This window comes from Acaryochloris sp. 'Moss Beach' (assembly GCF_021497025.1).
GTDB classification, from domain to species: Bacteria; Cyanobacteriota; Cyanobacteriia; order Thermosynechococcales; family Thermosynechococcaceae; genus Acaryochloris; species Acaryochloris marina_A.
In genome coordinates this window covers 4,837,597-4,858,112 of sequence record NZ_CP071717.1, presented here as the reverse complement: position 1 = coordinate 4,858,112, position 20,516 = coordinate 4,837,597, and the positions used below count along the sequence as shown (strand labels likewise).

The window sequence follows — 20,516 nt, the reverse complement described above, 5'->3', positions numbered from 1 at the left end:
GGTACGGTTATCAAAGCCTAACTGCTGACAGCAGGTTGAACAAATCGCTTAATTTCACCGCAAGCAATATAGGATTTTCCATTCGGGCCAACCTTAATTTCATCCACCACATAAAGCATGCCTTCCTCACGAACAGAACGAGGAAATCTCATATTCCAATCTGGCTCATAATTATCGGCAACAACCCTAGCTCGCAACTTGCTGCCAGCTTTCACGCATTGCACCAGCACGCCATCCCCCACAACATCAGTGGTTGGCAAATCTGCAGCACTAGCTGGCCCACGAGAGGCCTTACCGGTCTTGGGGGGGCTGGATCGATAAGACGTTGCAAAGTTATCCACTTCTCCAGCTTTGGTTAAGCGGACAATTTTTCCTTGGACTCGATAAAAACTACCATCCTTAGATAGTTCCAAGCCTTCAACAACATAACGAGCACCCTCCGCTCGGATTGCTCTGGGGAATTGCACATTCTTATGGGCATCGTAGCTGTCAGACAAAGCTTTGATTCGCAACTTCCCGCCCTGCCGGAAGCACTGCAGCTCTACGCCAGACCCCACTTCATTCACCACAGTCATGGCAGATACTTCATCGCCAATCTCTACCCCTCGACCGACTAGATCTTTGCGGTTACGAGTGAGGGTCTGATAGCTCTGGTCTCGAAGTTCCTTACGGCCTGAATTTCCCAAGCCTCTTTGGGCAATCCGACTGGCGAAGTATTTCAGTTGCTCAATTTCTTCAGCAATTTCAAAATTCTCGTTCAGCCCTTTCTCTTCCAATTCTTGAGTCAGGGTCTGGAGTGCCTGTTCTGCATCTTGGACTTTACCCTGTTCTGCAAGCTCTAGGGCTGTTGCCTTCGCCCTGGCAATCATCAGATGACTCAGTTCTAGGATGATATTGCTAGACGCCGCCATGGCGGCTTCCTCAACAGTGCCCAGCTTAGCGACAACCTCGGCAGATCCAGTTACCTGCTGCACCTCACCATTCTGAACAGTATTGGCGCTGTAGTGCAGCGTCATCACCGTAAATTCCCCTGGAGGAATGGCAGCCAGAGATAGACTCAGTCCAAGGCATCTATCCTCGCCCTCATATAGGTCTCCTAGGGTAATTTCTGTGTTTCCGCCGTCAGTCTGATTCACTTTTGCCAAGCTGAGGGTGTCCACTAAACTCACCCCATCCGCGAGTTCAAGGGTAACGACGAGGTCTTGCCCCACAACGGACCGCAAACTCGCCAGTTCAATGTTAAAAACCTCTGTGGCCTCATCAATACTCTGAATAAAGTAGAAGTTGCCATTGGCCGCTCTGGCCATGCTAATAAGGAGATCCTCATTGAATCTTTGACCAAATCCCAGCGTTGAGGTTACGACCCCTTCAATCGCCTTTTGTCCGGCTGTGGCGGTTAGGACTTTGGGATCGCGAATCCCCATATTGGCCAGGCCATCAGTTAATAGTAGAACCCGGTTAATCTTCTGGGGGTCAAAGTTATCCTGCACATACTCACAGCCCTTCAACCATCCACCTGAAAGGTTAGTAATACCGCCAGCTCGCACCTGTCGAATCGAGGTTTTCAAAGCAGTTTTATCGTCCACAGCATGTGGAGGGACTGGAGTATCGACTTTGTCGTCATAGACAACCACCGAAAGGGTATCCGTAGGTTCTAACTGATCCACCACTGATTCAGCAGCATTGAGGGCATGGTGCAGGGGCCAACCCGCCATGGAGCCAGACCGATCGATGACTAAGGAGAGATTGAGATCACGACGAGGGGATTGAGGCAAATCAGCCCCAAAACGGAGGAGTACATTAGCTTTGAGATCAGTATTTCCTGGCAGAATCGCCTGTTCGAAATCGTAACTCAACTTAAGCATTAGCTATTTCTCTCCAAATTTCTGACGCGATTCTGTAGGCAAATACACTGCCATCATGCTTGCGGGCATAGGTCTAAGATACCCAGCTATGGGAGAGTTTCAAGCCTTTTGGACAGTTCCAAGCAGACGAAAACGATTCGTTGGCAATATTTCTAGCAATATGGAGCTGGTCCTTAAACACCAATCCCCAAATCAGATTGGAGCCCCATAGAGCATCTTTAGACTTTAGATATGTCTATGTTTCACCCAAACGTAGTGAAACACATTTGAATCTTTTATCTGATATTTCTCATGAAGTAGGGTCATTATGTATCTCTTTGAATCACCAGAGATCAGGTCATTCAAGAGAACATCACTTGGCAACACATTATCCCCCCACGGTTTTATCTCAACCCAGTCCCGTAGGCAAAAACTTCAATCGATAGAATACCCGCATCCCCATGGCTATTGCCAATCGTCGCAGTTTCGATCCGCACATTAACCACTTTTTTAGCTCCCCAGCGAATTGCATCTTCTTTCATTCGCAGTAAAGCTTCACGCCGTCCTCGATCCAGCAAGCTGTCATAAGCAAAAATTTGCCCACCCAGCAATTTGCTGAACTGAGCTAGAAAGGATTTGTAGTAATCCGATGAGATAACAACACTCCCAACAAACAACTTCGCTCCCTTGGCATCGGGTAATGGCTGCTTCGCTCCGATGTTGTAAATAGGCACGCGTTGGGTTCGATGCTCGCGCACCTTGATATTCGCATAATGATTTTGCTCAATAATAGATCCTGCGACATAGCCTAGAAGCAACAAGCCAAGTAGGATAAATAGTTCAAACATGGTTAGTCCACTCTGACGGCAGTGCCATAGGCAAACAGTTCAGCTGCACCTTGAGCAACTGAGGAGGTGGAATAACGAACGTTCACGACTGCATTTGCTCCCATTTGGGCCGCCTGCTGCAACATCCGATCCGTGGCTTCTTGGCGGGCTTCTTGCAGCAATTCGGTATATCCGTGCAATTCGCCGCCGACCAGGTTTTTGAAGCCAGCAGCGATATCTCGACCAAGATGCTTGGCACGAATGGTGCTACCTTGAACGAGTCCAAAATGCTTGGTGATGTCTCGACCTGGAACTCCTTCAAGAGTCGTGATGATGATTGCACCACGGGATGATGGGCGTTGGTAAGTCATAAAAATAAGTTTTAGAGCGTTTTGATAGGTCTTATCTACGATCCTTAGACAAACAACAAGACCCATCTCAATAATGCCCATGGGACAAGTTATCCCATCAGTAGAGGCTCTCTCTGGTATATCTATCACATTAAATTGGGTGGACGTTTGACATCACACTCGCATCAAGTACTCAGCCCGAATTTCAAATAAGAATTCTGTACCAATAAATTTGCAGCAAAGGTTGATCATCTAGCATTTTCTCTAAAAAATACTACACTCAATAGCTGCTAAATAAATACCTTTTCACGACTACTTTAAATTTTTAATTTTGTTACTCATAATCTGTCCTACTCCGATCAAGCTGCCATAGCGATTCTCACACAAAATCCACTCATATTTTTTTTGAGACGATGTAATATTCAAAACAATACATTTCCTCTAGAAGATCGACAATTATATTAATCTTTCCATCGTACAGCCAATAATTTCCTTTACGCTTTGTCCTATGCCAGTCTTCAGCCATGAACCAGACCCACTCATCTTGAGAGATCAGTTCCTGACTGCCTGACAGATCTTCGCCTTCCCCTGCTCATAAAGCCTTGCACTGTAAAGAGCGGATGCGAGAGAACCAGATTTTGTTGTAGTGTTTCTTTTGAGCTTTTTTAGACGCAAAAACACGGTTGTGGATCATGGCAGAGCAAGGGGACTGGCATCAACAACTCCCGTCCTTTATGGACTACCCCCCTTGAGCCATCGCAATCCAATTTTGAGATAACTAATGCCTCGCCGCCAATGTGGATCAACCTGTTGGCGCAGCCCTTTAATGTGAACAGCCATTCCTTGAGTCGTGCTGAATAGCAGTGCCACAGCAGCAACCAGATAAAGCCTCTCTAATGCATCAGCACAGCGAATTTTCGACTCTTCTAGCTCAAACACTCCAGACTTACTATCGAGAAATAATTCTTCGACCCGAAACCTCAAAGCGTATTGCCACAAGGTCTGTAGCGTGGGTGATTCATCTGTAATCACCGCCCATGGTTCTTTCACTCCTCGGATATTAGCCAACACCAGATTGCACCGATAGATGCCATCTTCCCAAAGACCGACATTGCGGTAGAGGAGGGCTTCGCCTTTGGATGGCCACAATTGTCGGACTTCTCTTGGACATTGACGTGGACCATGGAGAAGGACATCACAAGGGACACGCAGACAGTAATGCCAATGGCTCTGTTGTAACCAGCTCATCAGTTGATGGTTCGCAAACCCACGATCTGCTAACACCATGACATCTGGATGCTGCCGCAATAACCAACGGGCCTGGCGCAATAGCGGTTGATATTCCTCAAAAGCGACAGCTGCACTCTTGTGCTCTAATACTTTCCACAACAACGGTACTGCTCTGCCACAGCAGACGACGGATAGATGAATCATGCAATATTCATTCCATAACACCGTTGTATCCATTGCCAGGTATAGACGATGAGATTGCCAGTTCTTAAGGGCTAGCAGGACTAGAGGTACATATAGCTTGTTAATATCAATGCGTTGATTGGCTATAAATCGTTGCCACCGACGCTCGACACTTTGGGCTTTTCTGGCTCGGCAGGGAACATAGGATTCCCAGGCAGATAAGCTTAAGCGTTCACTACAGATTAACGCGCTTACCATCCAGCCCAGAGCAATGAGATGGCGCAAATCTCGATAATGGCTGTGTTGACGTAAAAAGGAAAACAGTTGACGATAAATTTGGGTGGGGCCTGACATTTGAATAACGCTGATTTGTGATTAAATCTAGCCTCACATGTCTCTCCACTCTTTTCTCATAAACTATGTAAATAAAGGCTTTGACCTACTTCTGTCAGGCAATCAGGATCAGTTCTCTCAAAATTTTAGGTACATATTCTGGGTGTATGCTAAAGCATTCTCCCTTAAAGGAATTCCACAGCCATTTCTCATAAATCCCTTGCTTTCCCAGTACAGTAAATTTATTGAGAATATTGATGAGAATATCCTCACACTCATATATGCCAAACGCTTTAAAATCTTCAACAGAAATATTTAAACGATTCACAGCTTGTTCTATATCTAATCGAAAATCTTTTCGCTTAGCCATGCTGATCATTCTAAAAGTCTAAATACTAATAAGAATTAACTAAAAGCAGGAAAATAAATATCTTCAAAGCAACAGCAAGCTAAAAATAAAATTGAGTTTGGGGCGTCAAATCTTTATCATTTCGAGGTTCAACACAACAACAAAAATCACTCTCAAAAAAAGGTAAAGCTTCACTCTTGAAAACTCCACTCTAATCCTGATTTAAAACAAAAAGTACCGTTGTGCCATTGGCAACACCGTAGCAGGCTCACAGGTCAGAAGCTCTCCATCGGCCCTCACCTCATAAGTTTCTGAATCTACATCAATTTTAGGAAGTGCATCATTCAGCTTCATGTCCGACTTACTGAGATTGCGCGTATTAGAGATGGCAACAACGTTTTTCTGCAAGCCAATCTGATCAGGCACACCTTCCTCTAGAGCAGCTTGGGAGACAAACGTAAGAGACGTGGCTGCAATAGCACCTCCAAATCCACCAAACATTGGTCGCATATGCACAGGTTGCGGTGTAGGAATACTGGCATTGGCATCCCCCATCTGAGACCAGGCAATAAAGCCGCCTTTAATTACCATTTCGGGTTTGACGCCAAACATAGCAGGCTTCCAAAGACAGAGATCGGCCAGTTTACCCACTTCCACCGAACCGACATGGTCGGCAATGCCATGGGTGATGGCAGGATTAATCGTGTACTTAGCGACGTAACGCTTAGCTCGGTGATTGTCGTTACGGTCTGAATCTTCCGAGAGTGGCCCCCGCTGCACTTTCATTTTGTGGCCCGTCTGCCAGGTGCGAATAATCACTTCGCCCACCCGGCCCATGGCTTGGGAGTCGGAAGCAATCATACTAAACGCCCCCAAGTCATGGAGAATATCTTCAGCAGCGATGGTTTCCCGACGAATTCTGGATTCAGCAAAGGCCACATCTTCAGGAATACCAGCATCAAGGTGATGGCAGACCATGAGCATATCTAAGTGCTCATCCAGGGTATTGACGGTGTAGGGACGGGTCGGATTAGTGGAAGAGGGAAGGACATTGGCTTCTCCACAAACCTTGATAATGTCAGGAGCATGACCTCCACCAGCGCCTTCCGTGTGATAAGTGTGAATGACCCGGTTTTTGAAGGCTGTAATGGTGTTTTCTACAAACCCCGCTTCATTGAGCGTGTCCGTATGAATAGCCACTTGAACATCGAACTGATCGGCCACATTCAAACAAGTATCAATAGCAGCAGGGGTCGTTCCCCAGTCTTCATGGAGTTTCAGGCCCATGGCTCCGGCTTTGACCTGTTCCACTAACGATGCAGGCTGGCTAGAATTGCCTTTTCCCATAAACCCCAGATTCATGGGAAAAGCATCGGCGGCTTGCAACATGCGGTGAATATTCCAGGGGCCAGGGGTGCAGGTGGTGGCGTTGGTGCCTGCTGCAGGGCCTGTTCCACCTCCGAGCATGGTGGTGATACCAGATGCGATCGCAACTTCAATTTGCTGAGGACAAATAAAGTGGATATGGGAGTCAATCCCTCCCGCCGTCAGAATCATCCCCTCTCCAGCGATTGCCTCTGTTCCCGGACCGATCACAATATCAATATCATCTTGAATATAGGGATTGCCTGCCTTACCAATGGCAGCAATCCTGCCCTCTTTAATGCCAATATCAGCTTTAACAATGCCCCACCAGTCCAGAATTAGAGCATTGGTAATCACCGTATCCACCGCACCATCAGCATTGGTAATCGGGGATTGGCCCATACCGTCTCGAATCACCTTACCCCCACCGAACTTGACCTCATCACCGTAGGTAGTGTGGTCTTGCTCCACTTCAATAATCAGCTCAGTATCAGCCAGACGAATGCGATCACCCACCGTGGGGCCATAGGTTTCCGCATAGGCGCGGCGGTCCATTCGATATGCCATAGCTGCCCTTTATGAAGACTGATTCAGTAAATTCTAAATCGAACGGTAACGTTTGATCGCTGCAACCTTTACAAATATCGATATTGGGCTGCACTGACAAAAGCTTTTTTCCGAATTAGACCCTCTAACCAGAGGAGTTAGTCAATCTAGGACTCGTAGGGAAGCACAATCCTAAACGTTGTCCCTTGTCCGATCTGGCTATCAATCTTGATGGTCCCTTTCAAAGATTGAGTCACAATATTGTAGACAATATTGAGCCCCAGTCCAGTGCCCCCCCGATTGCGAGCAGTCGTAAAAAAGGGTTCATACACCTTAGGAAGATTTTCAGTAGGAATCCCACAGCCATCATCACGATAGGTCAACAGGACTTGATGGTCCTGCTGTTCAATTTGAATCTGAAGTTGTCCAGCCTCTCCGGGCTGATACCCATGTTTGATGGAGTTCGTGACTAGATTTGTAATGACTTGGGCAAACACCCCCGGATCATGAGTGAGGACAATAGAATCATCCCCTGCCAAGTCCAAGGTGAGTCCTGACCGTCTTGCTTGGGGCTGTAAGCTAGTCACCACTTCTCCCACATAGTCTTTCAGATTAAACGTCCGCAATTCGCGATGGGATTGATCCACCGCAACTTGCTTAAAACTTTGAATCAAATCGCCAGCTCGACCCAGATTACTATTAATTAACTTTGTGCATCGACTGACAACATTGAGATAGTGACTGAGGGTTGACCGCTTAAGTTGACCGTTTTCAGCAGCATCCACAAATATTTCACTTTCATCAGCAAGGGTTGAAGCAACCGTGATGGTATTGCCAATCGGCGTATTAATTTCATGGGCAACCCCTGCCACTAGCGCCCCTAAAGCAGCCATTTTTTCGGCTTCAACCAGACTAGCTTGAGCTGACTTCAGTGTTTCTAGAGTATTTGAGAGTTCTTGAGTACGGTCTTGAACCCGCTGGTCTAGTTCGGTATTGAGCTGATGGAGTTTCGCTTCTGCTGCTTTACGATCGCGAATATCCCGACAATGCATCACGTAATATTCACGATTAGAAAATTGAAGATGGTTAAGAGCAATCTCCACAGGCAGCCCTTGGCCATCCTTGGTGAGTAACTGAGCTTCAAACCTCAAATACTGTTGTTCTCTAGCTTTCTGTTGAAAGTCGTTCCATTCAGATTCATTACAGTCGGCCTTTAAGTCGGCGCTAGATAGTTGCAATAGCTCCTCTAAGGAGTAACCCAGCAATTCACAGATTGCCCCATTAGCATAGGCAATACTCGCATCCAGGTTGAACCAGAGAATGCCATCTACAGAATGATCCACCGAGAATTGGGTGAGGGACAGTTGCTGATTGAGCTGCTGAAGTTGTTCTGCTTTTTCGTGCTCCACATCATAGAGCTGACTGACATGGCAAAGCTGTAAATGCGTCTTGACTCGGGCTAAGAGTTCAGCTTCTTGAAAGGGTTTGCTGATGTAATCAACGGCACCGATATCAAACCCGCGAAGAATGCTCTGGGTATCTGAGCGAGCTGTAATAAAGATGATGGGAATGTTCACCGTGGCAGCATTCGCTTTGATTTGCCGACAGACTTCAAATCCATCCATCACCGGCATTTGAATATCCAAAAGGATGAGGGCAGGAGGATGAGTCTGGAGGCGTTTGAGGGCCCGCTCCCCACTAATGGCAGCGGCAACCCGATACCCTGCAGAAGACAAGGTTTCAGAAATCACTTCTAAATTGGCGGGGGTATCATCCACCACCATAATTTCAGCACTACTCTCCATCTGTTTGCTCCTGGACCAAGTATTCCTGAAGTAAGGTTTCTATTTCTTCCGTACGATACTGTTTCGCTAACTTCAGCATAGGTTCAGCAAAAGGGAGATACTGAACATCTGTTTCAACCAAATGCTCCAAGTGTTCCCTTAGATCACTGACATTATCCATCTGGGCAAAAGTAAGCAAGGTTTGCAATATTTGTGATGAGGGCATCACCATTTGAGAAGCAGCAATCGCCTGCTGCTCAAAGCCTCCAGGGTGATCCTCATAGACCCAATCCAAACTTAATTGCTCAGCCAGCACTTGGAACAATGCCTGAGCATCAACCGGCTTAGTCAGGAAAGTATCCCCCCCTTGTTCTAACGACAGTTTCTGATCGGTTGGTCCGACAGATGCCGAAGAAACGATCACTGGAATCCGTTTAAAAGAAGTGAAAGCTGCATCATGGCGCAAGTGCTGTAGAAATTCAAAGCCATCCATCACCGGCATTGCCAAATCTAGAATCACCGCATCGGGTTGACAGACTTGAAGTTTTTCTAGGCCATCCTCTCCATTCATTGCTTCCACAATTTCAAAATCCAGCTGGGCCAGCAAGTTCTGAATAACGGCTCGATTTTCCCAGCGATCATCAATCACTAACAGGGTACGACGATCTCCTAGATAGCTAACGATTGGCTGGGAAGGCAATTCAGTCACTTCAATTGCACCCTCTTGAGCCAGTGGAAGCGTCACACAAAAGGAGAATTCACTGCCAACCCCCAGCTGGCTCGATACTTGTATCTCTCCACCCATGAGTTGCACAATCCGTTGGCTAATCGCTAATCCCAACCCAGTTCCTTCCGTATGATTTCGTGAATCACCAACCTGTTCAAAAGCCTTAAAAAGCCGAGACAACTGTTCGGTAGCAATCCCAACCCCCCGTATCAATGATTGCAAATCGGAGCGTTGCTTGACCCTCATGAGACTCAAGCTGCAGCACCTGAAACGTTACACTGCCTTGTTCAGTGAACTTCAGGGCATTTCCCACCAAATTAATCAACACCTGCCTAAACCGCTTCTCGTCTATCTCTACTCCTTTGGGAAGGTTGTTATCCAGTTGAAACAGAAGGTCAATGCCTTTCTGGGTCGCCTTGAGATGGAAAATATCTACCACTGAGGATAGCAATGTCAACAAATCCGTAGGATGCGGGTTGAGTTCTAACTTGCGGGCTTCTATTTTTGATAAGTCGAGGATGTCGTTGATGAGGGTTAATAAATGCGATCCACATTGATAAATCACCTCTAGGCCTCGCTGATCCTTGGGAGAAATTTGGTCAGAACGATTGAGGATTTGGGCATAACCAAGGATGCCATTTAGAGGCGTTCTCAGCTCATGGCTCATGTTGGCTAAAAACTCGCTTTTGGCCTGGTTCGCACTATCTGCTATTTCCTTAGCCTCTGCTAAAGCAAAATTGGTTTGTTCCAAAGCTGCCGTTCGTTCAGAAACCCGTGCTTCTAGTGCTTCGTTGATATTTTTTTAAGGTTTTTTCAGCTTCTTTGAGCTGAGTGATATCCTGAATCGACCCCAAAATACCAATCACATTGCCTTCTGCATCATTTAGGGGAGATTTGTTAGTTTCAAGCCAAGTTTGTTTACCTTCTGCATTCAATTGGGGCTCAATAATACCAAGCTCTGCTTGGCCGGTACCCATGATCCGGCGATCACATTCTAAGAAAAAGGCGGTCTCTTCTGGCTTCCACGGCAAATCTTCATCTCTTAATCCGTTAATTTCATCTGGATACTTCAATCCAGCAACCCGAGCAAAACCTTGGTTACACCCTAAATAAACCGACTGTCGATCTTTCCAAAACACTAATTGTGGAATAGTATCCAGAACCAATTTCAATAATTGTTTGGATTCATAAAGCTCCTGCTCGGCGACTTTTCGATCTGTGATATCAGCAGAAATTCCAACCGTCCCCGCTAGCATCCCCTGGTCGTCTTGGAAGGGAGTTTTCGTCGTTTCTAGCCAGCCTAGAGAGCCATCTAATCGGAAAAACCGTTCCTCGACAATTTTGCGCTGTCCAGAGACCATAACTTTGAGATCATCATCTCGATAATGGATAGCCAAGTCTTGGGGCCAAACCTCAAAATCGGTCTGACCAATAATGTTTTCAATCGGCATCCCACAGGCCTTTGTAAAGGGGGTGTTCACAGCAATAAATCGGCTATCCGCATCTTTTAGCCAAGCAATTTGGGGAATATTATTCAGCAAGGCTTTCAGCTGAGCTTGCTGTTGAATCAGGGCTTGTTCAGCCGCTTTGCGATCGCTAATATCTACTGCAATTCCGACAGTCCCGGCAAATTGTCCTTCAGGATCACGGAACGGTGTTTTTGCCGTTTCCAGCCATCCCCAGCTGCCATCTCCCCGTCGAGCCCTCTCTTCCACTACTTTGCTGACACCTGAATTTAGGACCTGGAAATCGTCTTTCTGGTAACCCTGGGCAATCTCTACGGGAGAAAAGTCGAAGTCAGTTTTGCCCACCATCTCAGCTGGGGAGGAATTGAGCATCTGCGCTAAGGGTTCATTTACAGCAATAAAGTGACTTTCTGCATCTTTGATCCAGGCAACATGGGGGATATTATTGAGTAGGGCTTCTAAGTGATTTTGTTTGAGAATGAGTTCCTGTTCCGCAGCTTTACGAGCACTAATATCTCGTACTCGAACAAAGTTATATTCTTCTCCTTCAAACTCTAAGTAATTGGCAACTATTTCCACCGGGAACAATTGCCCATCTCTAGTTTGATGGTGGGACTCCAAACTCACACTCCCCTGTTCTTTGATTGCCTGCCAATGGGGCTGCCAAAATGTTTGAGGGATGGTGGGATTAACATCAAATACGGACAATAACATCAGCTCATCACTGGTATAGCCATGCATGCGTGAAGCAGCATGATTGGCATAGGCAAAGCCACCCTCAGGCTTAATCCAGAAGATACAGTCGGCAGCATTGTCGACAGAATATTGGGTGAACTGCAATACTTTCTCAGCTCGTTTGCGATCGCTAATATCTTGAACTTCTGCAAAAACGTAGCCAACTCCCTCATACTCCAGGTAGTTACCCATAATTTCTACTGGAAAAGTTGAGCCATCTTTGGCTTGATAAAGGGATTCAAACCGTTCATATCCATTTAGACTGAGCTGTTCCCAACGATTTGGCCAGGTCTTTGCAGGAAACGAGGGATCGATATCCCAAATAGACATCTGCTTCAGCTCCCTAGGGGTATAGCCTAAGATGGCACAGGTCGAGCGATTAACATTAATTAGACCGCCCTCTTGATTAATCCAGAGAATGCTAGTAGCCGTATTCTCTGACGCAAATTGAGTGAGGATACGCTCTTTTTCAGCAGATTTACGCTCACTAATATCTTGTACTTGAGCAAACAAATAACCAATGCCCTTGTACTCTACATAGTTACTAGTGACTTCTACTGGAAAGATAGTTTTATCTTTAGCTTGATGAAAAGATTCAAATCTTGAATAGCCTTTATTGCTAACCTCAGCCCAATAACTAGGCCAATCTCTTATAGAAAACTCAGGTGTAATATCCCATACAAAAATATTTTTCAGCTCGTCTTGGTTATAGCCTAAGTGAATACAAGCAGCCTCATTCACATTGACAAACTGCCCATCTGAATTAATCCAAAAAATGCCAATAGCTGTATTTTCAAGAGCAAACTTTGTGAGAATCAGTTCTTGTTCTTTAGCTTTGCGCTCACGAATATCTCTGATAATTTTAGAGGCTCCGATCACCTCTCCCTGACTATCAGTCAATGGAGAAATAGTGACTGAAATCTCAATCGGATACCCTGCTTTATGCATTCGAATCGTTTCAAAATGCTCAATACACTCTTTATTCTTAAGTCGAGCAATAATTTCGATTTCTTCCTCTAGCCGATCCCGTGGGAAAAGCATCACAATGGGCTGGCCAATCGCTTCGGCTGCGGTATAGCCAAATAAATCGATGGCCGCTTGGTTCCAACTAGTGATGGTGCCATCTAAGTCTTTGGTGATAATGGCATCCTCAGTAGACTCAACGACTGATGCCAATAGCCGAGAGTTTGCTTCAACCTGTTCGCGCTCAAACTCTAGCCGCTTTTTCTCGGTGATATCTTGGATCATCCCCAAGCAATATTGGGATTTTCCATCCGGTAGCTTTACGAGAGTAACCGTTGTTAAAGACCAAACAATCGAGCCATTTTTGTGGATATATCTTTTTTCTATAGAGAAATCTTGAATTTTCCCTTGATATAAGTCCTGAATTAACCGCTTCGATTCAGGCCGATCTTCTGGGTAAGTTAACTCTGAAACGGACATTTGTTCCAGTTCCCTGTGCGTATAGCCAACCAGATCACAATAAAAATCATTGACTTGCAGCAGTTTCCCAGTCTTCATTTCACTTTCAACAATACCCAGAGCGGCTTGATCAAACCCTGCATTCGCTCTCGCCTCACTGATCTGTAGAGCGAGCTCAGTCTGTTTTCGCTCCAGTTCCAAGCGTTTTTTCTCGCTAATATCATGCACTAGCCCAACGCTATAAACGGCTTCGCCATCTTGCAGCTCAACGGAAAAGACCGTTGTCTCAGCCCAAAAGTAGGTACCATCCTTCCGCAAATAGCGTTTTTCCAGAGTGAATTTCTCAATTTCCCCTGAATAAAGCTTTTGCATCATCTCTTTAGATGCAGGGATATCATCTGGATGAGTCAGCTCAGCAACCGTCATACCCAAGAGTTCAACCCTGGTGTAACCGATAAGCTTACAAAAATGGTCGTTCACTCGAATACATTGTTTGGTGCTCACCTCTACTTCTAAGAAACCCACGGCTGCTTGCTCAAAAGTAGATTTGGCTCGGGCTTCACTTAGCTGGAGCGCCGTCTCCATTTGCTTGCGATCGCTAATATCTCGCATAATAGTCGAGAAATTTTCTATTTCCCCTGCCGGATTTTGATGGGCAATGATAACTTGAGAAACAGGAACTTCTCTACCTTTGGCATCTATAACGACCGTTTCTCCTAACCAGGTGCCTTCTCTGGCTGCGGTAGGAAATGCCTCTTCTGTAAATATTTGGTGAACCCACTCTGGATGAAAGGAAGCGAGGGAAATTTGTTCTTTTTCTAGCTCTGAAGCATCAGGCAAATCCAGTAATTCCGTGAGCCTTTGATTGTTCCAGATGGTATTTCCCTGAGGGTCAGCAATGCCAATATAATCTGGAGTGGCTTCTAGAATTGCATTGAGTCTTGCTTGTTCCTGTTCACGTTGTTTGCGATCGCTAATATCAAAAATCACTCCTTCGAAATATTGGAGTTGATCGGTTTCATTAAAAATGCCTTTCCCCTTTTCAGTGACCCAACGGGTTGAGCCATCTCGATGGATGATCCGATACTCCATCGTGAAGGATTGGTGCTCAGCAACGGCTTGGGACGCAAGTTGATCCACTAGGGCAACGTCTTCAGGGTGGATAATGCTGGCGTAGCTACGATGTCGGTTATTGATAAAGTCAGCAGCAGGATAACCGGATAGGTCGGCAATGGCATCACTGACAAACTCTAGCGTCCAATCGATATCATACTGGCTGCGGTAAACTGCACCATCAAGGTTGGAAAGTAGGTTACGGAATTTAGCCTCACTTGCCCGTAAAGATATTTCAGCGGCCTTGCGAACGCTAATATCTCGAATAATGCTGTGAACGATCAGTTCTCCCTGATACTGAATCGGCGTCAGGGAAACTTCTGCCCAAAAGGTTTCTCCATCGACACGTTGATGGAGCCACTCAAATTGGGAACTTCCCTTTTGGAGCGTTTCCTGCATGATGGTTTCAACCTTATCTGCTGAGCGTTGACCGTCGGATTGTCTCTCCGGTGAAAGCTGGTGGGGCTGTAGTGCTACTATTTCAGTCTTATTGGCATATCCGAACAGATCAATGGCTGCCTGATTGCAATCGATAAACCCTTCTTCACCGAGTAATACGACAGCATCCACTGCTTGGTTGAATAACGTTTGCAGACGTTGTTCTGACGCGGCCAGTTGGGCAGTGCGATCTTGAACACGGACCTCTAGTTCTAAGTTAAGCTGTTCTAACGCCTGCTGCGCTTGCTGACGCTCTAATTCAGCCGCTGCCCGCTCCCCAAAAACTTGCAGGACCATACGGGCAAATTCTATATTTTCAATGGTTTCATAGTCTAATACACAAATCACGCCAATCACTTGCCCTGTGCGATCTTTCAAGGCAACGCCCAGATAGCTGTCAACCCCCATCTCGACTAAATCAGGGTCAAGGGGAAAGGCCTCCTGTACCCCACAGGGACAATAGTGATTGCCCTGCTGAATCGAGGCTTCACAGGGGGGTATGAGCCCTGGGATAGGTCAATTTTGCCTGTAACTGATTATTGGTATACCAAGCTAAGGTTTCTAAGGTATCTCCACGGATTTGGGATATCAACACATGGGCACATTTCAGGGCATTTGCCATTTGTTCTGCCAGAGTGGGAAACACTGCTTCTCCCGTCACTGACCCAGTGCTGAACAGTAGGTTTTCCAAAATATATTGATTTTTCTGGAGCGCTTGAGTTCGCTCATCAACATGGTGTTCTAATGTTTGATAAAGTCGAGCATTTTCTAGCGCGATGGCAGCTTGAGAACAGAGAAAATTGAGTACGGTGATGCGATCGCGCGTAAATACACCAGACGTAGATTGATTCTGCAAATACAGCAACCCACTGAGTTCTCCCTGATACCGAATCGGTAAACACACAACACTCCGAGGCTGATGCACCTGAAAATAATCGTCCACGATCGGCAAGTCAGTCTTGAGATCATCAACGACCAGTACTTCTTGGGTATTTTTGACATACTGAATCAATTGAGTCGGTAAATCAGAATCCTCTGCCAAAGGAACAGAAGACAGATGAGTATGGTCAGGGGTAGCCGTGGCCCGAATCTGCCAGCTCCCCTCTGACTCAGGCAACAACAGAACCAGCTGATCTGCGCCAGAATTTTGCAGCATCATTGGCGCTAGTCGTTCTAGCAATTCATCAAAGTTGAGACTTTCCGAAAGGGCTTGGCTGCTTTTGAGGAGCGCAGTTAAATCAAAAGCTGTATTGATACTGGTGGAAGGAGACTGAACCGAAGCAGAAGAATGAATCGAAAGGTTCAGCCGAGCCAGACTCGCTAAAGAGTCCCAAGGATTGATGGGCTGAGGAGTAGGTTGCAAGATCGGTTTCAGTAAATCAGGGTAGCGCTGTTCCAGGGCGTTCGTTTTTGCTTGGGCTCCCCAACGGGCATAGCAACCGTAAGCATCTTGCATAAAGCCTGCAGCTACCTTTTCTTTACCCCAGTTGAGATAAAATTTAGCCGCTAGCTCATGGGCAAGGGCTTCGTCCTGGAGATATTGATTCTCTTTAGCCCCCTGAATGGCTGCTTCATAACCAGCAATGGCTTCAGCATAATTTTGTGCTAAACGATGCTGCTCCGCCAGCACCAGCTGATATTTGTGCTGAAAGTTTTCGGGGGCAAACTTGGCCAGCTCAGATAAGAACTCCTTCGCAGCATTAATGCGGGTGTGGTTCGACGTTCTATCCAGGTTGGCGGCTGTTATTCCCCGATAGAACGGCAACAGCTTCGCCTGATAGCCAGCAATAGAAGATTGATAGGTTGCAGCTTTCTGAAAAGCACTCTCTGCTTTTTCCCATAGGTCTAGATAGACAAACAAAATACCTTTTGCCAAATAGTAGGCATATAGAGCCGTCCCTGCCTGGACTTCTTCAAGTTGAGCGACGACCCCAGACTCATCAAAGTCTTCTGACTTAAACTCGGTAACACGACTGGATTGACCCGAGAGATTGAGGGACAACAGGTGCCAAAACTGTACATAGGCCCATGAAAAAAACAGTCTTTTTGATTGGAGCCAACTAATATACGTTTTTTGAATGTCTAGGATCTCTTCCAGAGGTTTGCCACTCATCCAAAGATACGTGCAATAGTTATTGGCACAATATCCTGAGAATTCTAGATCACCCACGTCTAAGCCGTTCTGATAGCCTCTGGCCAAAGGCTGCAAACAGTTTCGTAAGGGGGTTTGAATAGATGCCACATAGGAGAAGTGCACCATATCGACCTTGGTACGCAAGAGCTTGCTATTGAAGTGGTTCAGCAAGACTTGAGAGACTTGGCCCGCTGCATCAGCAGCCCCATAATCCTCCATATTGCCTAACAGCATGCCGTAATTCGCAAAGCCAAAGGCCGACAGTTCCGAGTAGCCAAACTGCCGGGAAAGATCCACCAAGGTCAGGATAATTTGGAAGAATAGGGGCGGATTGGTAAAAATGGCAGAGCTACACATCTCCAGCAAAATTCCCATCTTCAGGGTGATGTTGCCCTCCATCGCTGGAATTTTCTCAAGTTGACTTGTGAGCAACTGAGCTTTGATGCGATCATTTTCGGCAAGGCTGACTAGATGGATTCCTTGGCTAGCCAGAACAGACACTCCCCGATCCAGCGCCTCCACAAACCGCTGTTGAGCAACCCACACTCGAATGGTTAGGGCAGTGATATGAAGCTGTTGATGTTCATTCAGGCGGGACAGGGGAAGTGTTTCCAGTAGTTCTGTCGCTTGATCCCATCGACTATTGAGATATTCAGCTTCAATCGATGCGCAATCAAGCTCGAACTTTAAGTCTTCATGGGTAATGCCGTAGTCTTCATAGAGACTCCTTGCTTTAGAGAAATAAAGGCTCGCAGTGTCATAGGCAAGGGTAGAAAGTGCCTGTTGACCCGCCTGAAGATTCAGAGAAAAGAGTAGAAATTTCTCCTCTGGTGTACTGAGGATAGATGAACCCTGGTTATAGTTCTCAACAATCAGAAATAGCTGCCGCTGGTCCTCTTTAGAGCCATGCTTTTGTAAGAGTTTACGGGCAATCTCTAGTCTGAGTAATAGGGCATCCTGTTCATGACTGGCCAACTCATAGGCAGCTTGCTGAACTCGATCATGGAGAAATTCATAGGCGACAGGAACCGTTGTAGAGGGTTCCTGTGGAGTACCCTGAAAAAATTTGTAAGTGCTATTTTTCGGGATGACGATTCCCATCTGCAAGCTGGGCCATAGGCTATCGGCCAGATCTGCATGGGATTGCTGAGTGATAATCCCTAAGGTGGATAAATTAAACGAATCTCCCAAACAAGCTGCGATATTAAGTATTTTTTTGATTTTTTTCAGGTAATTGTTTTAATCTTTCGATTAAGAACTCTACAACATTATCTGTTAAGGCTAGTTGTTGAACCTTTGCTAAATGACAGAGCCAATGGCCAGCATCGCCATCAAAGTAAATACAGCGCTGATCGTATAGCTCCAATAAAAATTGAGTCGTGAAAAATGGATTTCCACCTGTTTTTTGATACAGCAGCTGAGATAAGGGCGTAGCAATGTTAGGCGCACATAGGAGCGTCTTCGCCACTAACTGATTGACATCAGATTGAGCCAACGGTCCCAGGGTTAATGTATGCAGGAGTCTTTCCTGTTCTTGCAGCCCCTGCAATGTCAGCATCAAGGGATGGGCTGAACATACTTCATTGTCCCGATAGGCCCCCAGCACCAATAGATGGCCCGACTCTGATGCATCAAACAGCAGCGTTAACAAATTCAAAGACGCTGAATCTGCCCACTGCAAATCATCCAAGAAAATCACCAAAGGATGCTCTGCACTGGCAAAAATCTGCATAAATTTGCCGAACAGCACATTAAACCGATTCTGAGCGGCCATACCCGATAGCTCAGTCACCGCAGGTTGTGCACCGATGATCTGCCCTAACTCTGGTATGACGTCGATCAGAACCTGAGCATTCTCTCCCAAGATATTTAAAATTTTGGCTTTCCAATCTGCCAAAGCCGTATCCGATTCACCCAGTAACTGCCCCACCAAGCTCTGAAACGCTTGCACAAAAGCTGAGAAAGGAATATTGCGGTTGAATTGATCGAACTTACCCTTAATAAAGTAGCCATTTTGGCGGGTAATGGGTTTGTGAACTTCGTTGATCACAGCGGTTTTACCGATGCCAGAGAAGCCAGCCACCAACAGTAGCTCTGAACTACCCTGAGCAACTCGGTCAAAGGCATCCAGCAGGGTTTTGACTTCAGCTTCACGGCCATAAAGTTTTTCGGGTATCAAGATGCGATCGCAGACATCCCGCACCCCCAATTCAAAAGGCTCAATCTCTTCTCCCTCAGTCAACTGAGTCAGACAAAGTTCCAAATCATGCTTCAATCCCAAGGCACTCTGATAGCGATCTTCTGCGTTCTTCGCCAACAACTTCAGAACAATATTTGCAATGGGTACTGGCACTTTAGGATTGATGTCTGTTAGAGGAGTGGGCACCCTAGCAATCTGGTCATAAACCAACTCCATCAAGTCTTCTGACTGAAACGGTAGCTGTCCCGTTAGCACCTCATACAGCGTTACCCCCAGACCATAGAAATCGGTCCGATAATCTACACCTCGATTCATGCGTCCCGTTTGTTCAGGAGCAAGATAAGCCAAGGTCCCTTCTAAAACATTAAGGCTCTGAATTTCTTGGGTTTCCCTGGGAAGTAAAGAGGCAATTCCAAAATCAGTGAGCTTTATCTGTTTGCTTTGAGGATGAATAATGATATTTGCAGGTTTAATATCCTTATGAATAACCCGTTGTTGGCATAAATAGTGGAGCACATCAGTGAGTTGAAGAGCAATGTGCAAACCATCCGTCAAGGAAACAGGAGACTTGAGAAAATCGGCTAAAGAAATGCCTTGCATATCCTCCATCACCAAGGCATAGGTGCTATCAAAAGAGTCCAAGCTCAGCATCTGGATAATGCCAGGATGCTGAAGATTACGACCAATCGTAAATTGATTGCGAAAAGCAACATGCTCAGCAAACGGCCAAGGCTGAAATGGAGCCGTAGTTTTAATGACCACAGGCAACTGATCCGCTATCCTAATCCCTCGATAAACTCGCGTTTGCTTACTGTCGTACAAAACTTCCAAAAATTTGTACTGAGGTAAGTATTGGGAGATAGCGGGCTCCATCTGGAACTGGCTCCTTAACAATGCACCGTTCTATTGAGGATGCCCCACAAAAAACAATTCTGTTAGGGGTTCCACCAACAGAATAACGAATCATGAGAGGATAATGGTTTTCCTCTGGCTAATAACTTTAAGTCTGAAAAACTAGTTGAATTCAAACTCAGATAGGCAAGGAAATCTTTATCAATCTCTATTTGTCAATAAAGAGATATAAAATAGAGAGTTAAAGACAATTTGATATCTAATAAATTCAACCGAAATAGACTATAAACTACCTTGAATTTCGCCATTAAATCCGAACACTTTTCGTTGCCCGACCAAAGGCACCAAAGTAACATCCCGCTGGTCGCCTGGTTCAAAGCGCACGGCTGTTCCCGCAGGAATATCTAGCCGCATCCCTTTCACTTGTTCCCGATCAAATTCGAGAGCTGAATTCACTTCATAAAAGTGAAAATGAGACCCTACCTGCACCGGGCGATCGCCGGTGTTTGCAACAGTCACCTTCTCCGTTGCCCGGCCTGCATTAAGTTCGATATCGCCTGTTTCAGGAAAGAGTTCACCAGGAATCATGATGGGGCTGCCTGAAGTATACTTTCTAGC

General features: G+C 46.0%; 15 protein-coding genes. All 15 read right to left on the bottom strand.

Features of this window, described 5'->3' with window-relative positions; all coding sequences use genetic code 11:
- Positions 1 to 17 precede the first annotated feature (17 nt).
- The 15 genes from HRE53_RS22880 to HRE53_RS22820 all read right to left on the bottom strand — a co-directional run bounded on the left by HRE53_RS22880 (position 18) and on the right by HRE53_RS22820 (position 20,486).
- Positions 18 to 1,865, bottom strand: a complete 1,848-nt coding sequence (locus HRE53_RS22880) for a VWA domain-containing protein (RefSeq protein WP_235108076.1) — start codon at positions 1,863 to 1,865, stop codon at positions 18 to 20.
- 383 nt (positions 1,866 to 2,248) lie between these two features.
- On the bottom strand, positions 2,249 to 2,692 hold the full coding sequence (locus tag HRE53_RS22875; protein WP_235108075.1) for a YbjQ family protein: 444 nt from the start codon (positions 2,690 to 2,692) through the stop codon (positions 2,249 to 2,251).
- 2 nt (positions 2,693 to 2,694) lie between these two features.
- Positions 2,695 to 3,042 carry a YbjQ family protein gene (locus HRE53_RS22870; protein WP_235108074.1) on the bottom strand — a complete coding sequence of 116 codons (348 nt, stop codon included), beginning with the start codon at positions 3,040 to 3,042 and terminating at the stop codon, positions 2,695 to 2,697.
- A gap of 291 nt (positions 3,043 to 3,333) precedes the next feature.
- Positions 3,334 to 3,447, bottom strand: coding sequence for a DUF6756 family protein (locus HRE53_RS35255; protein WP_396133399.1), 114 nt, complete (start codon positions 3,445 to 3,447; stop codon positions 3,334 to 3,336).
- Positions 3,416 to 3,574 carry a DUF6756 family protein gene (locus HRE53_RS35250; protein WP_396133464.1) on the bottom strand — a complete coding sequence of 53 codons (159 nt, stop codon included), beginning with the start codon at positions 3,572 to 3,574 and terminating at the stop codon, positions 3,416 to 3,418. The genes HRE53_RS35255 and HRE53_RS35250 overlap by 32 nt, the downstream gene beginning before the upstream one ends.
- Positions 3,575 to 3,753: 179 nt before the next feature.
- Complete coding sequence (locus HRE53_RS22865; protein ID WP_235108073.1) at positions 3,754 to 4,788, bottom strand: transposase; 1,035 nt, start codon at positions 4,786 to 4,788, stop codon at positions 3,754 to 3,756.
- A 94-nt stretch (positions 4,789 to 4,882) separates the two neighbouring features.
- Positions 4,883 to 5,137, bottom strand: a complete 255-nt coding sequence (locus tag HRE53_RS22860; protein ID WP_235108072.1) for a DUF6756 family protein — start codon at positions 5,135 to 5,137, stop codon at positions 4,883 to 4,885.
- 201 nt (positions 5,138 to 5,338) lie between these two features.
- On the bottom strand, positions 5,339 to 7,048 hold the full coding sequence (gene ureC, locus HRE53_RS22855) for an urease subunit alpha (RefSeq protein WP_235108071.1): 1,710 nt from the start codon (positions 7,046 to 7,048) through the stop codon (positions 5,339 to 5,341).
- A gap of 146 nt (positions 7,049 to 7,194) precedes the next feature.
- On the bottom strand, positions 7,195 to 8,832 hold the full coding sequence (locus HRE53_RS22850) for a response regulator (RefSeq protein ID WP_235108070.1): 1,638 nt from the start codon (positions 8,830 to 8,832) through the stop codon (positions 7,195 to 7,197).
- A complete protein-coding gene (locus HRE53_RS22845; RefSeq protein ID WP_235108069.1) occupies positions 8,822 to 9,760 on the bottom strand; it encodes a response regulator in 939 nt (312 codons plus the stop codon). The genes HRE53_RS22850 and HRE53_RS22845 overlap by 11 nt, the downstream gene beginning before the upstream one ends.
- Entirely contained in the window at positions 9,702 to 10,289 is a 588-nt protein-coding gene (locus tag HRE53_RS22840) for a HAMP domain-containing sensor histidine kinase (RefSeq protein ID WP_235108068.1), read from the bottom strand. Before HRE53_RS22840 ends, HRE53_RS22845 begins: the two co-directional genes overlap by 59 nt.
- A gap of 13 nt (positions 10,290 to 10,302) precedes the next feature.
- Complete coding sequence (locus tag HRE53_RS22835; protein WP_235108067.1) at positions 10,303 to 15,120, bottom strand: PAS domain S-box protein; 4,818 nt, start codon at positions 15,118 to 15,120, stop codon at positions 10,303 to 10,305.
- Positions 15,121 to 15,199: 79 nt separating this feature from the next.
- Positions 15,200 to 18,037 carry a GAF domain-containing protein gene (locus HRE53_RS22830; protein ID WP_235108066.1) on the bottom strand — a complete coding sequence of 946 codons (2,838 nt, stop codon included), beginning with the start codon at positions 18,035 to 18,037 and terminating at the stop codon, positions 15,200 to 15,202.
- Between the two features lie 13 nt (positions 18,038 to 18,050).
- The gene (locus tag HRE53_RS22825; RefSeq protein WP_235108065.1) at positions 18,051 to 19,919 is read right to left on the bottom strand and encodes an AAA family ATPase; all 1,869 of its coding nucleotides are present in this window, start codon (positions 19,917 to 19,919) and stop codon (positions 18,051 to 18,053) included.
- Positions 19,920 to 20,180: 261 nt separating this feature from the next.
- Positions 20,181 to 20,486 (bottom strand): urease subunit beta, encoded by a 306-nt coding sequence (locus HRE53_RS22820; protein ID WP_235108064.1) that lies wholly within the window; start codon positions 20,484 to 20,486, stop codon positions 20,181 to 20,183.
- Positions 20,487 to 20,516: the final 30 nt, after the last annotated feature.

Excerpts from the sequence above, each read along its gene's own strand:
- HRE53_RS22850 (WP_235108070.1), bottom strand. The coding sequence starts at position 8,832 with ATGGAGAGTAGTGCTGAAATTATGGTGGTGGATGATACCCCCGCCAAT.
- HRE53_RS22835 (WP_235108067.1), bottom strand. The coding sequence starts at position 15,120 with ATGGGGGTTGACAGCTATCTGGGCGTTGCCTTGAAAGATCGCACAGGG.
- HRE53_RS22865 (WP_235108073.1), bottom strand. The coding sequence starts at position 4,788 with ATGTCAGGCCCCACCCAAATTTATCGTCAACTGTTTTCCTTTTTACGT.
- HRE53_RS22870 (WP_235108074.1), bottom strand. The coding sequence starts at position 3,042 with ATGACTTACCAACGCCCATCATCCCGTGGTGCAATCATCATCACGACT.
- ureC (WP_235108071.1), bottom strand. The coding sequence starts at position 7,048 with ATGGCATATCGAATGGACCGCCGCGCCTATGCGGAAACCTATGGCCCC.
- HRE53_RS22820 (WP_235108064.1), bottom strand. The coding sequence starts at position 20,486 with ATGATTCCTGGTGAACTCTTTCCTGAAACAGGCGATATCGAACTTAAT.
- HRE53_RS22880 (WP_235108076.1), bottom strand. The coding sequence starts at position 1,865 with ATGCTTAAGTTGAGTTACGATTTCGAACAGGCGATTCTGCCAGGAAAT.
- HRE53_RS22825 (WP_235108065.1), bottom strand. The coding sequence starts at position 19,919 with ATGGAGCCCGCTATCTCCCAATACTTACCTCAGTACAAATTTTTGGAA.
- HRE53_RS22860 (WP_235108072.1), bottom strand. The coding sequence starts at position 5,137 with ATGGCTAAGCGAAAAGATTTTCGATTAGATATAGAACAAGCTGTGAAT.
- HRE53_RS22875 (WP_235108075.1), bottom strand. The coding sequence starts at position 2,692 with ATGTTTGAACTATTTATCCTACTTGGCTTGTTGCTTCTAGGCTATGTC.